Origin of the sequence: Vibrio sp. CB1-14, from assembly GCF_040412085.2 — a bacterium.
Classification (GTDB): Bacteria; Pseudomonadota; Gammaproteobacteria; order Enterobacterales; family Vibrionaceae; genus Vibrio; species Vibrio chaetopteri.
Map to the genome: position 1 here is coordinate 122,138 of NZ_CP115922.1, position 20,482 is coordinate 142,619.

Below are 20,482 nucleotides of genomic sequence, written 5' to 3' on the forward strand. Positions count from 1 at the left end.
GAATCAAGTAAGCTATTGCCATACTGCCAACTGATGTTAGGCAATAGCAACTGACTCTTGATTAGTGGGAACTGGGTGGCTGTGGGAATAATTTCATCGATTTCGAATAAATGCCTTTCTATGATTTAGTCGAGATTCTTCGTATATGACTGTCTATTTCGGTGATTGCGAAGTGTTTGTAGTGGATAAGATATTCTGACCATCTTTTTTGAGTTTTCGATACTAACGCTAATCCGTAATTTACTAATTTAGCAAAACCTATAAAACACTTATGTCCAAAACCTACTTAACAGTAATAAAAAGGCCACTGTGATAAAAAAACCACCAGCGCGCTGGTGGCAATACGAGTTTTTACTCAAACAGGTGGTAAGTGTAATAAGTAATCTGGCTAGGGTACTTATGAGACAAACGCTGGGTAAAGCTCTCTACTTACCATAAGTCGCCTAACAATAGGTTGGAACGACGAACCAACTATACTCCATTACCATATCGCTTATAGCTAAAGCGGTGACTTGTAGCTCGCAAATGTTCATGAAAAGGATTGGAAAACGCTAAAACTTAGCCAAATGTGCTGAGAGCACGGTAAGCGAACCGAGCAACTTATCGTAGCTGATTTACGGTGAATACCGTTTCACTTGCTGTTTGTGGAAAGAAAAAAGGCACCGTTTGGTGCCTTTTCAACATAGAAAGAGCTTAGTTAAATGAGGCGAGTAGTTCCATTAGTTTGGCCTCTTGCTCGGCGTTCAACTGACGACATTTAATTTGCACTTCCTTGCCATTTTTATGCCTGATAACTTCCGCATAGGTATGCTTACTCTTTTCGAACACACGTTCAGGTTTAGACCAGGTAGGCTGAACAGAAGGCTTCTCAACACTAGATAGTCCAGTCAATTGCTTTAAGATAGAGGCTTGCTTTTCCTGAGTTGATAGTGATGCATCAACTGTAACTTGGACGGTTTTGATCCAATTTAGTAGTGTCGGAGTCAATCGGTCAAAAAAAGTGACATCATGCTCTGTTTTACCTTGAGTCACCTTATGCTCTCTACCAACGGCTTTACATACGCTTTTCAGTTTATCGTAGTATTTGCTGTCTATACCTTCCGAGTCTGGAAACAAGTCGATTAATTCTTGTGGCAATACGGCTGCACTGATGTAGCGGCGAACGGTTCGCTCCTGGCTTGGTTTGAAGCGAAACTTTTCCAATAGGGCAGGGAAGCTCTGAAGCTTTTCATCATCTTTGATTGCTTTAACGAGCGGAAGCCCTTGTTCTCGATATGATAGGGCTCGATGCAACCGGGCGATCTCAGCAATATACTCAGCATCATCACGACTTAGATTCGCACTCTCATCAAATACCCAAAGCGGTAAATCAGCACCGCCGATTTCTGCTGCAGCTAGTCGGCGAGAGCTATCAAGTACGAGGTATTTACCATCAACGGTTTCTGCAACGCCTTCGTGGTTAACGCCAGTTGTTGAAATCGTAGGTAGAATATCCGCTAGTGCTTCTTCACTTAGGGCTTGTTGATATCTTGGATTTAAAGGGTGCACAGCTACACGGGACTTGAGTTCCGCGTGGGGTACTACAACTCGTTTAGCTGTTCGTTTAGAGCCGTCACGCATAACAAATTCACGAGTGATAACTTGGTTGCTTGCTTCTTTGTTGCGGTTTCGGCTTCGTTTGTTTTCGTAGAAACTCATTAGTTATCCTTCAGCAAATTCTTGAATTCATTGGCAACGGCTTCGACAGATGATTGTGCTTTGTCGAGTTGTGTATCTGGGCACAGTTTATCCGTTTTACGAATGTCACTGACTGTTCGGTAGTTTCTTGCAGCAGCCTCGAATGCACTGCTTTTTAGGATTTGATTGTTTAGCACAAGCGAACCCATTTCATCTTTGATGATATCGACGATAGCGTCATCGCGATTGTTTTCTGTATCGCGGTTGGTTATCAGAAACTTCTCGAACGCAATACCTTCTGCACCCTCCGGCAGGTTGCGAAGTTGGTTTGGCAATGACTCATAGAATTGAATTGTGCTCTGCCAGTCAAGTTTATGAGGCGTAACAGGTATCAGTAGAACTTTCGATGCATAGAGAGCATTCCAAGAAAGAGGGTTAACGTGCGGACCTGTGTCGATAAAGATAAGATCAAAGTCGTCTCGCAGAAAATCAATCACGCGCTCTTTTAGAAGTTTCAAGCAGCTAAGATCACCGGATGCTAGGCCATCTTGCCAAGCAATGCTCGAAAATGCTTCATCAGATGGAATAGCAGGCAAAATCGAAAGGTTAGGCAAGTGTGAACTTAGTAGTGATAGATCAACGATTTCTTTATGAGAGTATCCTTGTTCAATATATTCCTGATACAAGCCACTAGGGGCTTTGTCTCCAAGCATAAGCTCTACTGTCGTTAGCATATCAAGATCCGACTCTTCTAATGCATCAGGGTCAACGAATACTCGAAGGGAACCTTGAGGATCTAGGTCAATGACGCAAATACGAGGACGCAAATTGAAATCTAACGCCAATTTAGTTGCTAGAGAAATAGTGGAAGTACTTTTGCCAGTTCCGCCTTTTTGGTTTTGGACGTTAATCACACAAGTCTGATATTTGTCAGACCAACGTTCTCTCTCCAGATAGTCCATCATGGCGTGAACATGTCGAGGGGTATATTGCCACTTACCTTTATACTTAATCGCAGGCTCCATCACACCTTCTTCAATCGCCTTCTCTTCATAGGCAATGTACGTATTTAGAGAAATGCCACAAATACTAGCAATGTTGGCTTTGGAAACGCAGTGTGTGAGAAGAAGGTTTGAAATCTCTTTGTCTTCGATTTCAACGTAAGTTTGGTCAATAATCGCATCTCGTCGAGATATTTCACTCTTCGATAGCCCTTCGGCGCGCGCCTCAATTCTGTCTGCTAAATCAATGTTGTTACTCACGTTGAAAGTCCTTTATTGACAAATAGATGTTCCGATTGACAGTATAAAGCATAAATAACACCTTGCAACTGTCAAAATAGACAAGGCAAAAACCGAGCAATCGCTCGGCTTTTGTTCTTTATTGTCTGCGTGTTCGACGTTGAGCACGAGGCTCATGCTGTCGATTAGCAGCTTTTGTTGCTTCACGCTCACGTCTTTCGTCCCAATATTGCTGTTGTGAGTTAGAGGCTTTTCGTCTAGCTTCGGATTCACGTTGGCGTTGATGGAATTGGGCGTCACGTTGGCGTTCATTCTTAGCTCGTTGATGAGCTTTGTATTCGTATTCCGCTGTTTTTGCATCCATCTTTTGATGGTCATCTAGCTCTGATTGCCATGCAGCAACGGTATCTTCGCTGAAATGTGGCTTAGAAACGTTGTGCTGACGCTGCTGAGCGATGAAATACATACAAGCAGAAAGTGCAAGGATTGCGATTAAAATACCCATAATTCACCTCCAAGTGATAAGTGGGTGCCAGATGGCAGGTTTGTGCCCAAATGGGCGAGATGGCAGTCGAGGACTGGTGGACGTTGTAAGCGCCACAACTTGGTAGAGAGACTTTCACACGAAGTGAGAAAGACCATCTCTGGGGGTAATCGCTAGAAGTGTAGGTTCAGCAGTTGGCGAAATTGAGGATTAAGCGGCCAAATGGATGTTGTTAGCGGAACGAAACCGAGTAGCATTTCTCCGTTTCATTGGAGGTCTGTAGTGAGTGAGAGAGCAAAGGATCGGTAATTTCAGTTTCAATAGTTATCTTTCGAGAAAATGACGTTTCACCATTAATGGTTAAAGAAGTTCTCTGTTCACTAATTTCATTTGGTGCAATGGTTCCTAGCATCAGAGCACGCTTTAATGCCTTATCTTTTACTAGGCGCTCGAGTTGTGCTGGTTCTAAGCCAGAGTGTTCAATACAAACGACCTCATCGATCGCATACGCAGCAGAACAAAGCAGAACGAGGAGTAGTGCACGCATTAGTTGTCTCCAGCCACTAGAAACGGCCATTCTTCGTTGTGCTCATCAACCATACTCCAAATGACATAACCAAACCCTAATGGCTCTTTTTTTAAGCGAGACATTTTGGTGTTCCCGCTACTTGGAGAGTGCCGAGTAGTAAAATTGATTGATGAGGCTAAAGCATGAGCAAAGACGACATTTACATGGTGACTCGTTAGTTCCAAACGCATCTCCCAAGCTAAAGCCACGTAGGCGAGAGGAAGTACAAGTGCTGGCCACCATGGAATGTAGTACCCATGGGATACCGATGTTAGGACACTCACACCATAGATGATTGCTGCAGCGCAAATTAGTAAGCGAATCCCCTTAAGTATGGGGGAGGTGAGATGTTGAAGTTCGATCATCTTAAAAATCTCCGTAACTCTGTTAGATAATTTTCCGGTACGTAGGGCTGCGTGAAGTCAAACAACTCTGCTGATAGCTCAATATGAGGTAGCCATTCATTAGTGGAGTGGTTCCAAGACAAAACTTGGGCATTAGAACTGATGTTGCAGTTCAACAGGTAGTTTTCCAATCCATTAAATGGATGCAATGGATCCACGTAGATGGTCGACTTCTTAGACGCTTTGAGTAGTAGGAAAGCGACAGGACTATCAGTCAAAAACTCTATCTCCTCGTCATTCTTGAATTTGGTGCGAGTGATGATGGGGTTACCCAAATGGCTGCTACCTTGTTCGTTAATGAAGGCGGTCAAATAATTAACTCTCAGAGCTACGATTAGTTGGGGTGAGGTGTCTGCCAAGAACGCAGCAAGTGAAGATTGGTGCAATTCACAAGCATCAAGTAGATGGTTAAGCGAGTCACCACTGAGAGCGGGTAAGCTGAATATTTGGTTGCTATAACGTTTGGACAGCTGTGCATTAAACCCGTCATTGGCTACTGGGTAATGTCTTCTAAGGTAGTCGATAGGCTTTTCGACCTCTAAGGTTGTCAAAAGATGTCTGTAGAGGTCATTTTTTATGTATATCTTGTGCTTTTTGCATGCTCGAAGAAAAATTAGCTCCTTAGGAGCATCGCTTATTCTATGTTCGACAGCGAAGGCATCCAGAAGGTCTGTACTGGTTAATGATTGATGATCCACTGCATATATTCTTCTTAAAGCGGGCAGAAGTTTGCCTTCTTCTAAAGCTTGCAATCTATCAATCATTGCTTCTGTAGATTGTTTACTCATCTATAACACCTAACTGATATCCGAAGCTTTTACTGGCTCTAATGTCGCATGTTCCTGCCACTGTTTTGGGATTTGTGGCAAATGCAGAAAAGCACGGGTGTTGTGTAACGAATCCTGTTTCAAAGTCGTAGTCAGTGATTCTGCGGGAGGGGTTTACAACAATGTCATGGATAAATGGATTACTTGCTTTCACTTTCTGTCTAGGTGCAGACAAGCCAGCTTGGACTTTAATCGTTTTCTCACGCAGCGCTAACTGTAAACCGGCTCGATTCTGAAAGGTAAGGTCGGTTCTCAGATAGTCTCGAATCCGATATTGCTCAAGGACACATACGCTATCGCGAGGCTTATTGACGATGTGTTTACGTTTGATGCCGCCACTTTGACCAGTGTTCATAGTTTCGCCCTCATGTTTAACAACACTCATGTCCAGCATGATACCTGTCGAACTATCCCCAGTGAGTCCGTAGCTTAGATCTACTTCGTTCCAAGTCTCTACAGGCTTGTATCGAAACTGCGAACGATCAGTTGCTCCATTTGCATAAGCAGCCAGCTCCTTCCCAAGCTCAGTCACACGCAGGTAGGTAGAACTTCTGGTCGCTTTGTAGTAGTCCCGTGTGGCTGGCATATTCCATAACTGAAAGCACTGCTCCCTGGTTTCAAAATCCCGCGGTAGAACAATCTCATCAGATAGTGAGCCGAATATGTGTTGGTGGTAGACGTGATTCCAGTTGTAACCACCGAATGACATAGCGTAGTTAGAAAGCGGAAAAGAGTCCTCTGGAGTCTTGGTTATTGATGGTTTATCACACAGATAGAGGTCCTCATCCGTAATCGAATAGAACTCAAATGAACGAAGAGCACAAAGGTCTCTCACTAATCCACTAAAGTCATACCGTAGATTGATCTCATGAATTGTAATTGCTAGCTTTTCTGACGAATTCTTAGTCGTGAAACCATAGATTTCTAACGGTTGCATCTCTGTCCTAAAAGATCCCATTACGTAATAGTCATTTGTTTCTTCATAAGGCGTATCTTTCAATGGAACCAGTAGTTTGAATGGAGTCTGATTGATCCCTACATAATCACCTTCTAATGGCTTATCTGGCCAAGGCCTGTAAGGTCGCAATTTGTTATCGATAGTCTTTGTGACAGCAGGGGAGTTGCCGACTGCTAGCGCCTTAAGATCGACAGCATGGAAAAACGGGTTTCTCCGATAGTATGATTTGACAGCGTCACTTATTTCCCGACCATAGGCATCAATCACGGGTCTGGTCTTGTCGATTATGTATTGCTCCAATCTAGCAACTGTGTTTCTAGTATTGGGATTAATATCTTCAAAACTCGAAGCGAGCCAATCGAGATAAGTGGGAAAAGGTTGGGCACGGAAAGTGGTCTTGAATAAGGGTGAGTGACGATAGAGATCGGTGACGTCACTCGCTGACCATCGAGTTATAGAGCGCATTTTTTTTCGCTCTAACAGAATTGCCCTTGTTAGGCCTGCATCAACGGTGAATTTTTGAGTAAACGAATAGCAAGTACCAGAGCCACTTCGACATGAAACTTCAGTCTGCTTAAAAGAGTTAGGGATGACTTTAATAGCAGGTAGTAAAGCCTCAAAGCTAGAAAGCAGTTCATCATTGTCCAAGCTTTCTTCTCGTCTAACCACTTTGTAATTTAACTTAGAAAGCGCATTGTCGCGAAGTGCTCTTTTCAGTTCGTCTCGGAATACCTCTGAGTTGATGTCTCTATTTGAGACATCAAGAATAATGTTACCGACGATGGCAGTATTGTTGTCGTTAGCAACAACAGCGTCTGCATCGGAAAAGGACAGGTCTAGGTCAATATTGGTACCACTAGCCGTGTATGGTTTATCTTGAATGGAAACTCCTGATTCCATAGCGAGCTCTGACAGCATCATGAGATGCTTGGAAAAGGGGCTGACAAAAGTGCGTCCAGGCAAACTATCTTGACTGACAAAACTCATATTTTGGTTTAGTACGCTGATAGAGTTGCCAACGTTGAGTGCGATAGAGGCTTGGATACAAAGCTTGCTAGCGTGTCGATGGCTTTCAACACATGAGCCATGCTTCACTTGCAGTATCTCCATTGATAGTGCATCAGGATACGCGCTGCTCGAGTGATACTGTAAAGATTCCAACTCTGAGCTTGAGAGGTAGATTTTTGATTCTTCCCGTGCTTTGTCAATCGCAAGATAGATTGCAGCTTGTTCCGCCAAAGTCACACTATGTGAATCGTTGCTATCTAGTGCGACTTCAGCTACCGCGGTGTATTTGATTGCAGCTGTAGCATTTACAGAGAATATCAATAAGAGTGCTATCAAACGCATATATTTTCTCCCCTAGTTGCATATTAATAGGCGCAACGAGCAGGAACTTCACTTTTTTTTGCTAACTTTTTTTCACATCGCTATCAATATCCAGTGGAGATTCAGTGCCATCAAACGTTATGTTGTCGAGTCTTCCTTGTACGTCAAACATATCTAGAGATCCATCAAGTGCTGAAGGAGGAGAGATCAACGCTTCAGTTGTTGAAAGCGTCGAGTTTCCTGTAGATAAGGGCTCCGAACTTGACAACGTAGACCTTGTATCATCAGACGGTAATTGCTCATTGGCAATATTGCTTCTTTGATAATCTGTCAACGCGAAGCCGTATCTGTCAGACAAAAATTGGATTTCCTTCCAATCCGATGACGTTATGTTGGCGCCTGAATCTTGAGACGAGAGGACGAGAGCTACTTGGTTTTGAGTAAGTGTTCCACGTTGCTCTAGATCTCTTACCGCAGTTTCTTGTGCAGCATCATTGACGGTTATGTCAGCAATCGGTTGAGCAGGAATAAGAGCTTCACTTGCCACCCCCTGACTCGGGCTTTCTTGGTTTGCAAAGTCAACGTTGTTTCTAGTGGTTACGAGTTCCGCCCCGTCACTTCCCTGAAGGTCTTTTATGTCCTGAGAAATGTACGGAGTTTCTTCACTACTTCGACTAGTGGTTTGAGCAACTGTCTCGCTGGTGGGTATGAGATCTGAACTCGGCTCATTGCTTACGTTACTAGGTAGTGGCTGTACTTCTTCAGTCGCTCTAGTTGGCGAGAACTCCGAGACTGCTTGGGTACTCGCGACGTTGGTAGAGCCTTTTAGCTCTGTACCAGTTGGTCCTGGCTCTGGTTTAACAGTATCCACATTAGCAAGAGAGTCTGGTGCTGTCGTAGATTCAGGTGCAGGCGATTTCGCTTCGGGCGCAGGTGAGTTCACGTTTGGCGCAGAAGACGAAGAGCCAGTTTGACTTACGATACCAGCAAACGTCTGCGCACCGTTGTTACCCGCTTGTGGTTGACCTACGTCGACCGATTTTGTGCTGCTAGGTTCGCTAGGTTCGCTAGGTTCGCTAGGTTCGCTAGGTTCGCTAGGTTCGCTAGGTTCGCTAGGTGCTTGGGTGCTCGCGACGTTGGTAGAGCCTTTTAGCTCTGTACCAGTTGGCGCTGGCTTACCCGTATCCACATTGGCAAGAGAGTTTGGTACTGTCGTAGACTCAGATGCAGGTGAATTCGCGTCGGGCGTTGGCGAGCTAACGTTTTGCGCGGAAGGCGAAGATCCAGGTTGACTTACGACACCGGCAAACGTCTGTGCACCGTTACTATTCGATTGTGGCTGACTTACGTCGACCGATTTTGTGCTGCTAGGTTCGCTAAGTGCTTGTGCACCCGCGACGTTGGTAGAGCCTTTCAGCTCTGAAGCAGCAGGTGCTGATTCAGATTTACCCGCATCCACTTTAGCAAGAGAGTTTGGTGCCGTCGTAGACTCAGATGCAGGTGAATTCGCTTCTGACGGTGGAGCGATTACGTTTGATGCTGAAGTAGTATTATCACTTCTACTTGCTACCTTCCTCTCAGCGCTGTCACCCGTAGTATGTTGGGTTATGACTTCAGGTAAACTCGTTGCAACCTTGTTCGTTGGTTTGTCTGGGAGTGCTCGTCCAACAGGAGAGCTATCACTAGAGTATTGAGGATCGACAGCGACCTGCTTAGTAGGTGCTAGTCTACCTTTGTCGTCTTGCTGTACCTCTCCCTTACTAGCAGTAGAAGTGTCGGTCTCAGAGGTAGGGCTACTTGGTTGTTTTACAGTTGAAGTTGGTGCGGCCTTTTCAGTTGTGGGGGTCACCCATCGCCCTGAAAATTGCTGAGGTTGAGGACTCTCTGTTTCTTTAGATGCGTAGATGCGTTCGCGCTGAGCATTACTTAGTTGGATATTATGTTGCGCTGCTAAATTCTCTACTTTAGCTAGCTGCTCTGGAGGGATATTGGTAGCCAGAGATTGTGACTGACGCACAAGTTCAGCATCTTCAGATTTGATTGAACCATGTTCAACAAGACTTTTGAGTTTAGCGTTTTGACCATTATAGATAGCGGTCTCTGATTGAGATTTACTATTGTTTTCGATAGGTCGAGAAAAATCGACAGAATAGCTTGGGTCTTCAAGTTGCTGCACTGCTTGTGACCTGCCTGAAGAGGTTTCACCAGATACTCTGGCATATGGTCTTTCGTTAAAATAATCATGCATAGCTTGTCCTGCCTCGCTAAATTTAGAGGTGACAAACTTGGACGCTGACTCATTTGTTGAGTTGTCACCAAGAGCGCTTGAAACATGCATGACATTGCCTAGGTTTTCTTCGTTCATCGAAGAGCGACCATGGGCTTTGTAGCTTATGTAGTCTCTATATTGTTCGGGCGTGTATAGCCCCGTTTGTAAGCCAGAAACTTCTTTCGCAAATGTCGGATTATCAGCTACTAAATCGCGTACACGAGTTTGGAACTCATTAATTTTCTTGATGTTATTGTCATCAAGGTTGCCGTTACTAACCAGTGCATGATCAAGCATCGACTTTCCGTCTTGCCCCGGCATAGACATAGCCGCGAACGTTGCAAATTCAGTTCGTGCTTGTGAGTTCTGATAATTGACAGCAGGGGAAGTCCAAACGGAACCCTGGTTTGCAATAAACCCTTCGCCTTTATCAAAAGATATATTCGATAGTCCAGTATCCAGAGCTTTTTTGGCAAACGATGAAAGAGTACCGAAATTACGCAATCCATTATTTGCGGCCTCCAGAGCAATCCCAGAGTTGGACAATGGAATAAAGTCATGGGCTGCTTGGATTACAGAACCAAGCGTTTGCTTGATAAACTGATGGTTCAGTTGATCAGGGCCGTTTCCAACTGCGTCGTTAACCGTCGCAGAGTGCTTTTTAGTTAGGGTGGCGTTTTCAATATGCTGATCTTTTGCTTTGGCTTCGTTGGTAGCACGAGCTTTTGCGACAACTTGCTTGCCTTCTTCATAGGTACGTTCTGGAGACTGAGCATTGACCGTACTAGTGACAGCGTTACCTACGTTGGCACCTTCAGTTGCAATAACTTGGCTTGCACCTGTCGTGTTAGTAACGTCATTGTAAGCCGGTAGCTCAGGCAAAGAGACCAGTTTGCTTTGAAGAAGAGTTAAATTGTTGCCCATGGCTTCGAGATTTTGCTCACCAATTTCTTTACCAAGAGATTTAAATTCTGTGGCCATGGATCCAAGCATGTGGATTCGTTTATCAAAATCTGGTTCATTAGCAAACTTTTGCTGTCTTCTTGCGACTGATTCCTTCCACACTTCCGCTGAGGCCATGTCTCTGTTGCCGTCAAAATACTTCGCTCTCTCAGTGATAGCGCGGGTCAGATCATTAGAAGATAAACCAGTAGTGTTATTGTTCATTAGGAACTTTTCCATTCTTCCGCCACTGTAAGCTGCCGCACTTAAGTTGGTTGGAGCATTAATTGTCATACCTCTCGTAGCACCAAGCGTCTGATTGTTAAGCTCCATGCGCTGCTTACTCTCAGAATAGCTTTCACCCGCTTGCCACATCTTCGCAAACGCACTGTTGTCATTGTGGTTGCTTGAAAAAGCTTTTCTAAGCTCTGCGACGCTGGATACTTGGAAGTCGCTGCCGGAGTTTTTCATCTCCTGATTGGTGGCTTGAATTGCTTTTTGCATCGACTCTTTTTCGTCTTTGCTTAGCGTCATGTTGGATTCTGCACCAAATACACCGCCTTTACCTCTCGCGCCAAAGCCAGCTTTAGCAACTACCTTCTGCGCTTCGTCATAGGACAAATTGTTTTGGTGAGCATATTGTCGAGTGAGCGCGTGCTGAAATTGACTTGCTTCAGAGTAGTTTGCACGTTCCCCACTTGCGCTAGACCCGCTTAGTGTGCTTGAACGAACATGCGCAAGTGCTTGCTGATATGAGGTGCTGAACTGTTGTTGGGACGACATCATTGCGCTACTCAACGCTTGCTGACTGCTATTGATTGAAGAACTGATTCCCGCAACACCACTCATGTTGGTCATACCAATATCGCTCAGACCTGATGTTGTACGAACAGTTTCACCGTTTTGTCGAGTAAACGAATCTAGACCAACTTTGAAGGAGCCTGACGCAACATTTGGAGCTAATTGCGGCGCAAGTGGAGCTGCGTTCACACCACCCCCTCCGAGGCGATTGGCCATAGAAACCATGGCGTACTCGCCTCCTTTAAGCATGATGAAAGCGAGTAGTGGTATGAAGGTGTACATCATGGAAGCATTAGCAACGTAACTCGAAGCTGTTGTGTAGAAGGTATTTAGTCCACCAATACTAAAGGCATCGCCGGAGCTTAAGGATGCCGTTTGAAATTGGTGCCTTTGGATAGACCAATCTAAATAGAAATCAATTAGGGCTGCAACGACCGGATAGAGCCCCACCAACAGTAGTATTTTGACAAATCCAGTGGCAGTTTTTAATCCACCTCCAAATACAATCATGAAGGAAGCCAAAGGCGTACAGAACCAAGCAAAAACCTCCATTATGGTTATCAGAGCAGGAGCCATTTCTAGCCATAGTTGTCTCATGCTTGATTGTTCAACGATACGTTTAGACTTTGCTTGAAACTCTTGATAGTCAGCAAGATAGTACTGGAAACCCTCATCTTCAGTACGCAGTTGTGCATTCTTGTAGTGATGGTACGCAATGAAATTATTAGTGACAATGTCACGTGTTTCTAAAGATTGAATACCTAGTTGAATGATTGCATTGTCTACTTCTTCTTCACTAAGGCCAGTGAGTGAAAGCTGACTAAGAATTGCTTGATAGTAACCAGTGGATGCGTTGCTAAGTTCATTTGCAATTAGGGTGTATGCGCTTTGGCAAGTTACCGTCCGGAAACTGTCGGTATTGATTTTTACTTGCGTGAACCATGCTGTGGCATCGACTTTTAGTTCTGTAAGTGGTGTAGATGACTTATACAAACTACCGATATCGGCTTGGGTTATTCCAGGATAGTTCATCCGCAGATCTTCGTAATAGCAATCATTAATGTAGTTATCAAATGACGCAGAAAGGTCGGTACGAAGACCGGACCCGATAGCTCGATAGGGTTCAGACCGACCACCCACGCCCTCGAGCTTTGTCACGACGCGAAGCGCATCAAGTTGACCGCCCTCCGCTTGTCGAGGTGATACAAATAAGTCTTCTAGCGTATCTAGAAATGCGTATGGTAATCCTGTTGCAACAGAGCCACCAATAGCAATAGCAGCAGGCATTTGAGGGTAATACGCGACATCTCCCGTTTTGGGATGCTCTAGAATCACATCGATTCGTGGAACAAATGTAATAAGCCAAAAAATATAGCCTGTTATCAGCATTTTGAAGTCAGGGAATCCTCTATCAAAGATCCCTTGTAGTGCACCAGTGAAAAACGAGAGTACAAGTGCAACACCGAGCATCGCATTCGGGACACCGAATTCACCCGTATCAACATCGAAAGCCATTTGCAGAGCTCTGAAAGCAAGAGAGGTAAAATCAAAGTTACCTAGCGTGTAAATCGTCAGTTCCATTGTGCGCTCCTAGAGAATCCATGGCATTTCTATTGACCACTTACGAATAAGTTCACGTGCTGCCTTGGCAGAATCAGATTCGCGTCGGGTTGATATTTCGCTGGTTAAGCTATCCATCTGTTTGTCGATGTCTGAAATCGCCTCTTTGATAAACTCAGCTTGCGTTAGATGGCTGTTCTTTATGGTGAAATGAGTAGCCATGAGATCTCTTCGAAGCTCATCTCCAAGGTGTTGTGCAAAGCGATAAGCGATTTCGTCAGACAGATAAGCCACCATGCCGTTAACTTGTTTAATGTCATAACCTCGAAGAGCAAGACGTCTAAAGACTTCGTAAACGTTGAACGGACTGCTGATAAACAAAGATTGCTGTGCACTGGTGATTTGATTGTTAGGGCTTCGGCCACCAGTACGAATAGCAGAAAGGAGGTTGTTTGCACTAGGTTGCTCACAATTGTCGTCCTGAGCACCTGTAATTATTTGGCAAACATGCATTGCAAGTGAGACCCAGTTAGGCATTGGTTGTTCAGAAATTTCAAAGCACTTTGAGTCACTTGGGTTAACACATTTTATATAACTGAAGTCTTTTTCCCTTCCGAACGCCAAGTCTTTTAACGTAAAGCGCGAAGAAATGGTCTTAGAGCCCAATTCACTAGAATCGGAGAATTCAAAGATCTTTGCACCCACGAGACTTTGCATAATTTCTTCGTATTTCCAACCATGGGTAGTTTGAATGGTTGATACATTTGCGAGATCCATCGAAACATAGATGATATTGCCAAAGTACTCAGAGCTCCCTGGATCAAAGCTTCCAGATGGTTCAATGTCATTCAAAATAGTCGCTAGACTTTTGCCGGGCAGACTGGAAAACCACTCACCTGTATCTGAGACCCCTTCATTAACTGCGGACATCCAAGTGTTGTTTCTAATCTTCTCAGAAATGCCAAAGTTGTCGTTAGCCCACCTCGCCATCGCTTGACCAGATTGACATGAGTCTTTGAAGAATTTATTCCATTCATCGAGCTTTTCTTTTAGTGCTTGCATAAGAGAGCTACATTGAGCACACAAGCTGTCTACAGCTAGCATAAACGCATAAGAGCCTGTACCCGCGGCAATCTGACGCATTGAGTTTTGTAGCTGGCCGCCTAAATCCCGAATCATACTGAATGCTCCCATCTGAATGTCGATTCCATTACAACCTGCAGCAAGTGAGGGGGGTTGAAATCGCATCAAGTTCTGGGTGGAGGTTTTGAAGCGCATATTGTAGGAACCAAAAACGACGCCACGACGCTGTTGTGTCTCTACACTGGTAACGCCATGGCTCACTTCATAGGCGTCGAATAAGTCTGCGAGAGGTGTGGCTGAAGTGTGCCAAGAACAGACACTAAGAGAACAAAAAAGAATCAACAGTGAAAGCTTCATTAGAACTCTCCTTCTACTACTTCTGGCAGTGGGATATGGACATGAACTTGACGGATAGTCTCTGTCGAATCTGACGTGATGAAATCCTCATAGAATTTTTGGTAGCTGGGTTCCATAGCGCTTTTATCGGCTAAGTAGAATTGAATGAACTCATAGCTACTGTCTTCTACAAGTGAATAGAGTCGAACAGATAGAGGGTCTTCTTTGACTAGAGCTCGATATCGAAGCGTAGGTAGAACTGCAGCGTAGTAACGCATAATGACAGGCATCACGTTCTCGTCAGAAGATTCGATTTCAGTGATGAGCGTATTGACCTTTTCGATATCGATAGTTGCAGCTGGGATCGAATCGAAAGGGGAAGCCATCACATATGGCGATGTACTGACAAGTGCGGCCAGAGTCGTTGTTACCCAGATTTTCATAGTTCAATCCATCATGCTTGAAAATTGAACCAAGCATGGCAGATTGATGACGTCGTTTTTCTGATTAAGCAGCCCAAATGATGTGATTAAGAAATAGGCTTCAGTCTCAATGCAGTCTTTTGTTATTCGTTGGGTAGTAAAATCTGATTGAAGTACGCCGCATCTGTAGCCATTCGTTCGGCATCTGGAATTTGGTCGTTTGGGATCTGATAGCGGTTAGTTCTTTGGGTCTTGGCAACACTGTTGAACTCAGTATCCGTTATCAAGTCTGCCGTTTTAGATTGTTGAAAAATTAGCTCTTCGATTTCACTTACAGTGTGTAGCCCCTGAGTGATTGGGATGACAAACTCACCGTCATAGGTGACTAAGAACAGAGCGGGAACACGTGCCACCTTTAATTGCTTATGCTTTTGTCCCATATCAAACGTATAGTTTGGATATAGTCCTGAGACTAAGCCAGGTCCATCAATACTTATTGCTTGAATATCAAGTCCACCATACTCAAGATGTTTTAGCAGCGGTGCTTGTCTGTTGCAAAGTTCACAGTCACTTTCAAAAAAGAACCATAAGCCTGCCTTTTTGCCGATTTCTTCTAGTAGGGTAGCTCTATTTGCATTCTGTTGGGCATTAAATGCACCAATAGCAAAGCTTGTAGCAGGCCGTGCGAGCGATTCATTGAGAAGAGGGGTGTTGATAGAGTCTTGGATGAACGCATCGCTAAATTCCGTCGACTTGTCCATGATCACGCGTTGGAGGAGGCGAACTCTTCGGATGTTTTCTGGTGTTGGGGAATCTATAGCAGCATCGCGAAACTTAGGCCATTGTTCCCGGATCCATGCTGAGCTGAGAGGGGCGGGCGCTGATGGTTGCATAGGTGTTGAAGTAATTGGTGTAGTGCTCTCTTGAATAGGAGGCTCTTCTTTTTCCGGTTTAGGTGGATCCTCATCATAAAAGTGCCACCCAGACGGTGCATCATCAGAGCGCGAAATATAGTCCCCAGTGGTAGATAAACATTGAAACGGCAGTAGTACTGCAAGAATAATAATTGGTCTCATAAGCCACTCTCTCTATTACGACTGCCGCAGAATGGACATACTGTCAGATCTTTCTCAAACTTCACGATGTAAAGACAATGGCATTCTCGACTCTGGCACTTCACCATCTTGAGAGAGTGCTCCCGTATTTTGAGAAGAACGCTTAGTGCGCGGTTGATGTCGAGATGGTCACGGCAGGATTGGTGATCATAGGTAACAGACAAAACTTGGTAGCTTTCAAGAAACGCTTTCGGATCTATAGGCTTTTCAATATCGGGGTCTTTAGTTAGTAAGGTGTAGGTTTGATAGAAAGCTGCAGTCAATTGGTATGCTTCAAGATTACTGAACTCAAGGAAGCTGCTGACTTTCCCTGAACGAGTTAAGGGCACGGTGCGCTCTTTCCGACGTTCATCAATTTCATTTCTCACATTCAATGAACAGGAATTGAAAAGGTTTTGTATAGTTAATCGAGTCGCACCGAGGGTGGCGAGCTCAAGAGCGGTCTTGTTTGATTCAAAGTGGTTACGTGTAGAGGTCGATAGCAAGTCCATAATTGCCTCCGATAACGTGTTACTTAAAGACCTCACGAGTAGGTGAGGTCATTGGAGGTCAAATTGCTGCAATAAATGACGATGTTTGTACAGCGTGACGACAAAGAAACGACTGCAACAAAGCCTTGCGATCTTGATGCTCTACAGCGGCAATTAAGTCGTCCCCGCACCGAAGTGTAAATGGAATAAAGCCATGGTCAATGCAACGAAGAATCTCTGTCGTAGAGAGAGAGGCAAGGGCTGTAATGTCCTTTCTAGAACAGTACAAAAGCGCACGCAAGTTATCCGGATGCTCTTTAGCAAGCTTGCTTAGTTCAATGAGGATTGGAGTTGCTACGCAGTGCATTACGTGTATTGTTGAATTGAATTTTTTACATTGATTATGTAGGCGATAGGTTTCAAGGTAGTCGGAAAAGTCATCTTTTCGACATGCGTCCACGAAAGCTTCTATGCCCGAGCGGTGGCGTATATTGGTCTTGATAAATTCAAGAGGACAATTCACACCACGCAAGAAATCACTTAGCTGCTGAGGGTCTAGTTTGCGAAATTTTTCAGCATTAAAATGCACGAAAAAATTGTTTGAAGTGTCGCGAAGACTGTGTGAGTGAGCCGTAAGAACCAAGTTTCTTGATAGCTCAGAAAACTGACGTAATCTCATAATTATTCTCCGATATAAAAACTTTTTTGCCCAAAAAAGTTTTGGTGGAAAGCCGCCCTGGCTTTCCGGCTTGATCTAACTTCCTAGTCAGATCGGAGTGCAAATTTCCTATTTGCACAGCAAGAGTATTGTTTGCAAAGTAATCGATTTCAAGGTTGAAAAAATTAAGTGTTGCAATTTGTCAAATCTAAACTTGTTTCAATTCTGAGACTTATCTGTACTTTCTACCATTAATTCTTCTTCCATGAACATCAGGTTATCAAGAAGGGAATTACTATGGTTATCGATGGGCTCGTTTATTGCACTAGAATCATCGACATTGGTAGAAGTCTCTGAATATTGCGCAGCTTGGTCTTCTTCAGCCATGAAATAACCAAAAGCGTAACAAATCTCTTCCAAAGCCCGAGTCGGCGACTGGGAGGCCGAAAGATAAGCCGAAAGCTCTGGGTAGATCTCGCTTACTGAGAGTCGAATCTCCACCACTGGAAGCTTAAGTCGCCTACCTTCTAAAGCGTATAAATCGACGGTGGATACGCCTTTGGCTTTAACAAACGCATTAAGCCCACCAAGTAAAAGCTTTCGCAAAGCTCTAGCTTCGAAGTTTTGATAAGACTCCGGGATCGCTGCGTGAGAGCAACGAATATTATGCCGGCTCGTCATGGGTACGCTCTGCATTTTGGCTGCTTCGCCATTGGCGAGCAATCTCCCCGAAGCCACGAACCACAGCACTTGCATGGTCTTCTACGAGTATGATGCGATGGTGAGGGAATGCTTTCTTCATCGGTTCTAAGAAGTAAGGCGCAGGACCACCAGCTAATAGAAATTCAGCAATATCGACAGCGCTGCCAACCTTGTTTTTTGTAAACTCAATGCAGTCATTCACATGAGCTCGAATGATTGGAAGTACGTCAAAGCTCTCACAAGTTGGAAAAGAGTAAGATCTACCAAAGACGTGCAGTTCACCTGTCCTAAATGCTTGGTCAACGTGCTCGGCACTTACGTTGGCGTTAAAGCTGTTCGTCAAATGAAGCGAAACCGCCGCAAGCGTTTTATTGTGGCCGATCTGCGCGGCACCAGATTGAGGCTTGTCAGGCAATAATCCGGATACAGTAAGGCAGTCAAATGTGCCGTAGCCTTGGTCGAGCACTGCCCTTTTCGGAACTCCATTTAGAAAGTGCATGATGTCCTCTCTCGGGTTCTCTTTATCGGCAGTTTTCTTTGCATGCCATAATAAAGCGCCAAGAGGCTGAGCAAACACCTTTACGTGTTTGACGTTTATTTTTCGGCTACCTATGAAATGAACACCACTCATAAGGTCTCTGACTTCTTTGGCTTTGATAAGCGCATCTAAAGGTAGTCCAACAACAAGGAAGTCTAGGCAGTCATTGGGCTGTAATCCCAATGCGCCTTTATACAAAGCTAGATAGCGCTCACTGGATACGAAGTCGGAATGAAGAGCACGAACGCCATCCGCAGCTTGGCTAGAAACATTGGGACCAACTTCATAGTCAGTGCCGTTCACGTGGACTATGACTGAAGCTTCACTGGTGGATTTCCCTTTCCACATCGCTGCGTCCGTGCTTGAGTGATCGAGTTTGTTAATCCTGACTATTCGAGATGGGTAATCAATATAAAAGGGCACTCTATGATGTAGGTTAGTGGTAACGGCACATGTACCAAACCCAATATCAATCGCAGCTGAGGTAAGTTCATTCTTACTAGACATAACAGGCTCCAAATTAAAAAATCACTCTTGAAAAATAGGTTCTCGAAAGTAGCCATTGGTAAATTAAGCAGCCAAATTGAGCTTGCCTAAATGGTTAAGTTACCGCATCTGCGTTAAATACAGGAATATGTGTCGGTGAGTGGCAATGGTGAAGCAAGAAGTGGCGAAAAGAGGCGCGCGCGATTTCGGGTTTGCGTTGGCTACACACCATTCAAAGCGTAAAAGGCTAATAAGAGAGTAGTAGTGGCAAAAGGTGGCAAAAGTGTAAGGGGGGAGATTAGCACTAAAAAGCTCGTAAATTGGCAGATAGAGAATTCTATGTTGAGCATACTTTCTGAACGGTATTTCTAGTATTGGGTGGAAAGTGGGCGTGAAAATCATGAGAAAAATGAAATACACTTATAAAACAAAATGATAGATTTTTATTTCATTGATAATCACAGCCTGAAGGACAGTAATGGGTGGAGAGCCATATTTTTACTAGTGCGAAATTGGCCTGAATTTTTCAAAAGAACATAAAAACAATAAGTTAGAATTTTTCTTGAAGTCACAATTTTCGAGGAGTTCCCGTAATGGGTGGAGAGCCAAAATTATGCATGTAAAAAATGCGCGTGTATTTGAGAAAAGCACATAAAAACAGTCGTATACCTTACTACTTAAAGTAAAATTAGCCAAAAGAATGGGTATTTGGGTGGAGGGCCAAAAAAACAAGAAATTATCTGTAATGGGTGGAAATACTCCTCACTATCCACCCAAGAATTATGCTGGGGGAATATCCACTGCCAATTATTATCGTCCCTGGCACGCGCCATCGCGAGAAAGGTTCTGCAGCGACGCCTTTCACTCTGACCTAAATATCGACCTTGGCCATCGCGGCCTAGAGCGCTAGATAAGCCTAGAGCGGTTTCAATTACATCTAAAGGCGATTAATGGCTCTTTCCACATTCATCACCGCTATCTTGGCCAATGCGGCCTTGAGCTCGTGCTGGGTTAGTACTGTTGGAATGGATCCCTGCGTCATGCAGCCTGTCGCTGTGCCTAGGGTGAAGAGCGCGCTGGACTGTGCCGTTGGCAAGGCTCTCGAAATCAGAACAATCTAGGTATCTAGCGGCGACGCATTAGGGAACTGCCTCAGGGTCATTCCAATTAAGACTGGGCGAGTCAACACCAGTAGAGCGCATAGCGCTGATATGGGCTTTGTATTCGTACTTAGGGGCGTTTTCAGTCAGTAGGCTCGATGCTCTGGCAATACCACCGAGGGAAACTGCTAGGTAGCCTGCTAATCTCAATCGTCGAGCCTAGGGCTTAGCCAATGTGATCGGGCGCTCTGTAGCTCCTGCCAGGTGACATACCTTCCAGGTACAGGCCACAACACCGCGGGAATCCGCTAGGTAGCCTGCTAATCACAATCATCGAGCCTAGGGCTTAGCCAATGTGATCGGGGCGCTCTGTAGCTTCTGCCAGGTGACATACCTTCCAGGTACAGGCCACGACACCGAGGGAAACTGCTAGGTAGCCTGCCAATCACAATCATCGAGCCCAGGGCTTAGCCAATGTGATCGGGGCGCTCTGTAGTTCCTGCCAGGTGACA

Annotated in this window: 14 protein-coding genes; all 14 read right to left on the reverse strand. The window is 44.6% G+C overall.

The features are described from left to right. Positions 1 to 693: 693 nt before the first annotated feature. Positions 694 to 1,698, reverse strand: coding sequence for a hypothetical protein (locus tag PG915_RS24475; protein WP_353500215.1), 1,005 nt, complete (start codon positions 1,696 to 1,698; stop codon positions 694 to 696). After that, a complete protein-coding gene (locus tag PG915_RS24480; RefSeq protein WP_353500216.1) occupies positions 1,698 to 2,939 on the reverse strand; it encodes a ParA family protein in 1,242 nt (413 codons plus the stop codon). The genes PG915_RS24475 and PG915_RS24480 overlap by 1 nt, the downstream gene beginning before the upstream one ends. Positions 2,940 to 3,057: 118 nt before the next feature. Next, complete coding sequence (locus PG915_RS24485; protein WP_353500217.1) at positions 3,058 to 3,423, reverse strand: hypothetical protein; 366 nt, start codon at positions 3,421 to 3,423, stop codon at positions 3,058 to 3,060. A gap of 211 nt (positions 3,424 to 3,634) precedes the next feature. After that, entirely contained in the window at positions 3,635 to 3,949 is a 315-nt protein-coding gene (locus tag PG915_RS24490; RefSeq protein ID WP_353500218.1) for a hypothetical protein, read from the reverse strand. A gap of 382 nt (positions 3,950 to 4,331) precedes the next feature. Beyond that, on the reverse strand, positions 4,332 to 5,162 hold the full coding sequence (locus PG915_RS24495) for a hypothetical protein (RefSeq protein WP_353500219.1): 831 nt from the start codon (positions 5,160 to 5,162) through the stop codon (positions 4,332 to 4,334). Further along, entirely contained in the window at positions 5,155 to 7,509 is a 2,355-nt protein-coding gene (locus tag PG915_RS24500; RefSeq protein WP_353500220.1) for a hypothetical protein, read from the reverse strand. The genes PG915_RS24495 and PG915_RS24500 overlap by 8 nt, the downstream gene beginning before the upstream one ends. A gap of 61 nt (positions 7,510 to 7,570) precedes the next feature. Next, positions 7,571 to 13,081: a conjugal transfer protein TraG N-terminal domain-containing protein gene (locus PG915_RS24505; RefSeq protein ID WP_353500221.1), complete on the reverse strand. Its 5,511-nt coding sequence runs from the start codon at positions 13,079 to 13,081 to the stop codon at positions 7,571 to 7,573. Between the two features lie 9 nt (positions 13,082 to 13,090). After that, the gene (locus PG915_RS24510; RefSeq protein ID WP_353500222.1) at positions 13,091 to 14,500 is read right to left on the reverse strand and encodes a conjugal transfer protein TraH; all 1,410 of its coding nucleotides are present in this window, start codon (positions 14,498 to 14,500) and stop codon (positions 13,091 to 13,093) included. Further along, on the reverse strand, positions 14,500 to 14,922 hold the full coding sequence (locus PG915_RS24515) for a hypothetical protein (RefSeq protein ID WP_353500223.1): 423 nt from the start codon (positions 14,920 to 14,922) through the stop codon (positions 14,500 to 14,502). The genes PG915_RS24510 and PG915_RS24515 overlap by 1 nt, the downstream gene beginning before the upstream one ends. 122 nt (positions 14,923 to 15,044) lie before the next feature. Next, on the reverse strand, positions 15,045 to 15,977 hold the full coding sequence (traF, locus tag PG915_RS24520; protein ID WP_353500224.1) for a conjugal transfer protein TraF: 933 nt from the start codon (positions 15,975 to 15,977) through the stop codon (positions 15,045 to 15,047). Next, positions 15,974 to 16,507, reverse strand: coding sequence for a hypothetical protein (locus tag PG915_RS24525; protein WP_353500225.1), 534 nt, complete (start codon positions 16,505 to 16,507; stop codon positions 15,974 to 15,976). The genes traF and PG915_RS24525 overlap by 4 nt, the downstream gene beginning before the upstream one ends. Positions 16,508 to 16,565: 58 nt before the next feature. Beyond that, positions 16,566 to 17,165, reverse strand: a complete 600-nt coding sequence (locus PG915_RS24530; RefSeq protein WP_353500226.1) for a hypothetical protein — start codon at positions 17,163 to 17,165, stop codon at positions 16,566 to 16,568. Between the two features lie 198 nt (positions 17,166 to 17,363). Next, a complete protein-coding gene (locus PG915_RS24535) occupies positions 17,364 to 17,825 on the reverse strand; it encodes a hypothetical protein (protein ID WP_353500227.1) in 462 nt (153 codons plus the stop codon). Beyond that, entirely contained in the window at positions 17,809 to 18,891 is a 1,083-nt protein-coding gene (locus PG915_RS24540; protein ID WP_353500228.1) for a hypothetical protein, read from the reverse strand. The genes PG915_RS24535 and PG915_RS24540 overlap by 17 nt, the downstream gene beginning before the upstream one ends. Positions 18,892 to 20,482 lie beyond the last annotated feature (1,591 nt).

What these genes read in the sequence shown, in the direction of transcription:
- PG915_RS24540 (WP_353500228.1), bottom strand. Translation starts at nt 18,891, where the DNA reads ATGTCTAGTAAGAATGAACTTACCTCAGCTGCGATTGATATTGGGTTT.
- PG915_RS24500 (WP_353500220.1), bottom strand. Translation starts at nt 7,509, where the DNA reads ATGCGTTTGATAGCACTCTTATTGATATTCTCTGTAAATGCTACAGCT.
- PG915_RS24505 (WP_353500221.1), bottom strand. Translation starts at nt 13,081, where the DNA reads ATGGAACTGACGATTTACACGCTAGGTAACTTTGATTTTACCTCTCTT.
- PG915_RS24495 (WP_353500219.1), bottom strand. Translation starts at nt 5,162, where the DNA reads ATGAGTAAACAATCTACAGAAGCAATGATTGATAGATTGCAAGCTTTA.
- PG915_RS24530 (WP_353500226.1), bottom strand. Translation starts at nt 17,165, where the DNA reads ATGAGATTACGTCAGTTTTCTGAGCTATCAAGAAACTTGGTTCTTACG.
- PG915_RS24490 (WP_353500218.1), bottom strand. Translation starts at nt 3,949, where the DNA reads ATGCGTGCACTACTCCTCGTTCTGCTTTGTTCTGCTGCGTATGCGATC.
- PG915_RS24510 (WP_353500222.1), bottom strand. Translation starts at nt 14,500, where the DNA reads ATGAAGCTTTCACTGTTGATTCTTTTTTGTTCTCTTAGTGTCTGTTCT.
- PG915_RS24485 (WP_353500217.1), bottom strand. Translation starts at nt 3,423, where the DNA reads ATGGGTATTTTAATCGCAATCCTTGCACTTTCTGCTTGTATGTATTTC.
- PG915_RS24475 (WP_353500215.1), bottom strand. Translation starts at nt 1,698, where the DNA reads ATGAGTTTCTACGAAAACAAACGAAGCCGAAACCGCAACAAAGAAGCA.
- traF (WP_353500224.1), bottom strand. Translation starts at nt 15,977, where the DNA reads ATGAGACCAATTATTATTCTTGCAGTACTACTGCCGTTTCAATGTTTA.
- PG915_RS24515 (WP_353500223.1), bottom strand. Translation starts at nt 14,922, where the DNA reads ATGAAAATCTGGGTAACAACGACTCTGGCCGCACTTGTCAGTACATCG.
- PG915_RS24535 (WP_353500227.1), bottom strand. Translation starts at nt 17,825, where the DNA reads ATGACGAGCCGGCATAATATTCGTTGCTCTCACGCAGCGATCCCGGAG.
- PG915_RS24525 (WP_353500225.1), bottom strand. Translation starts at nt 16,507, where the DNA reads ATGGACTTGCTATCGACCTCTACACGTAACCACTTTGAATCAAACAAG.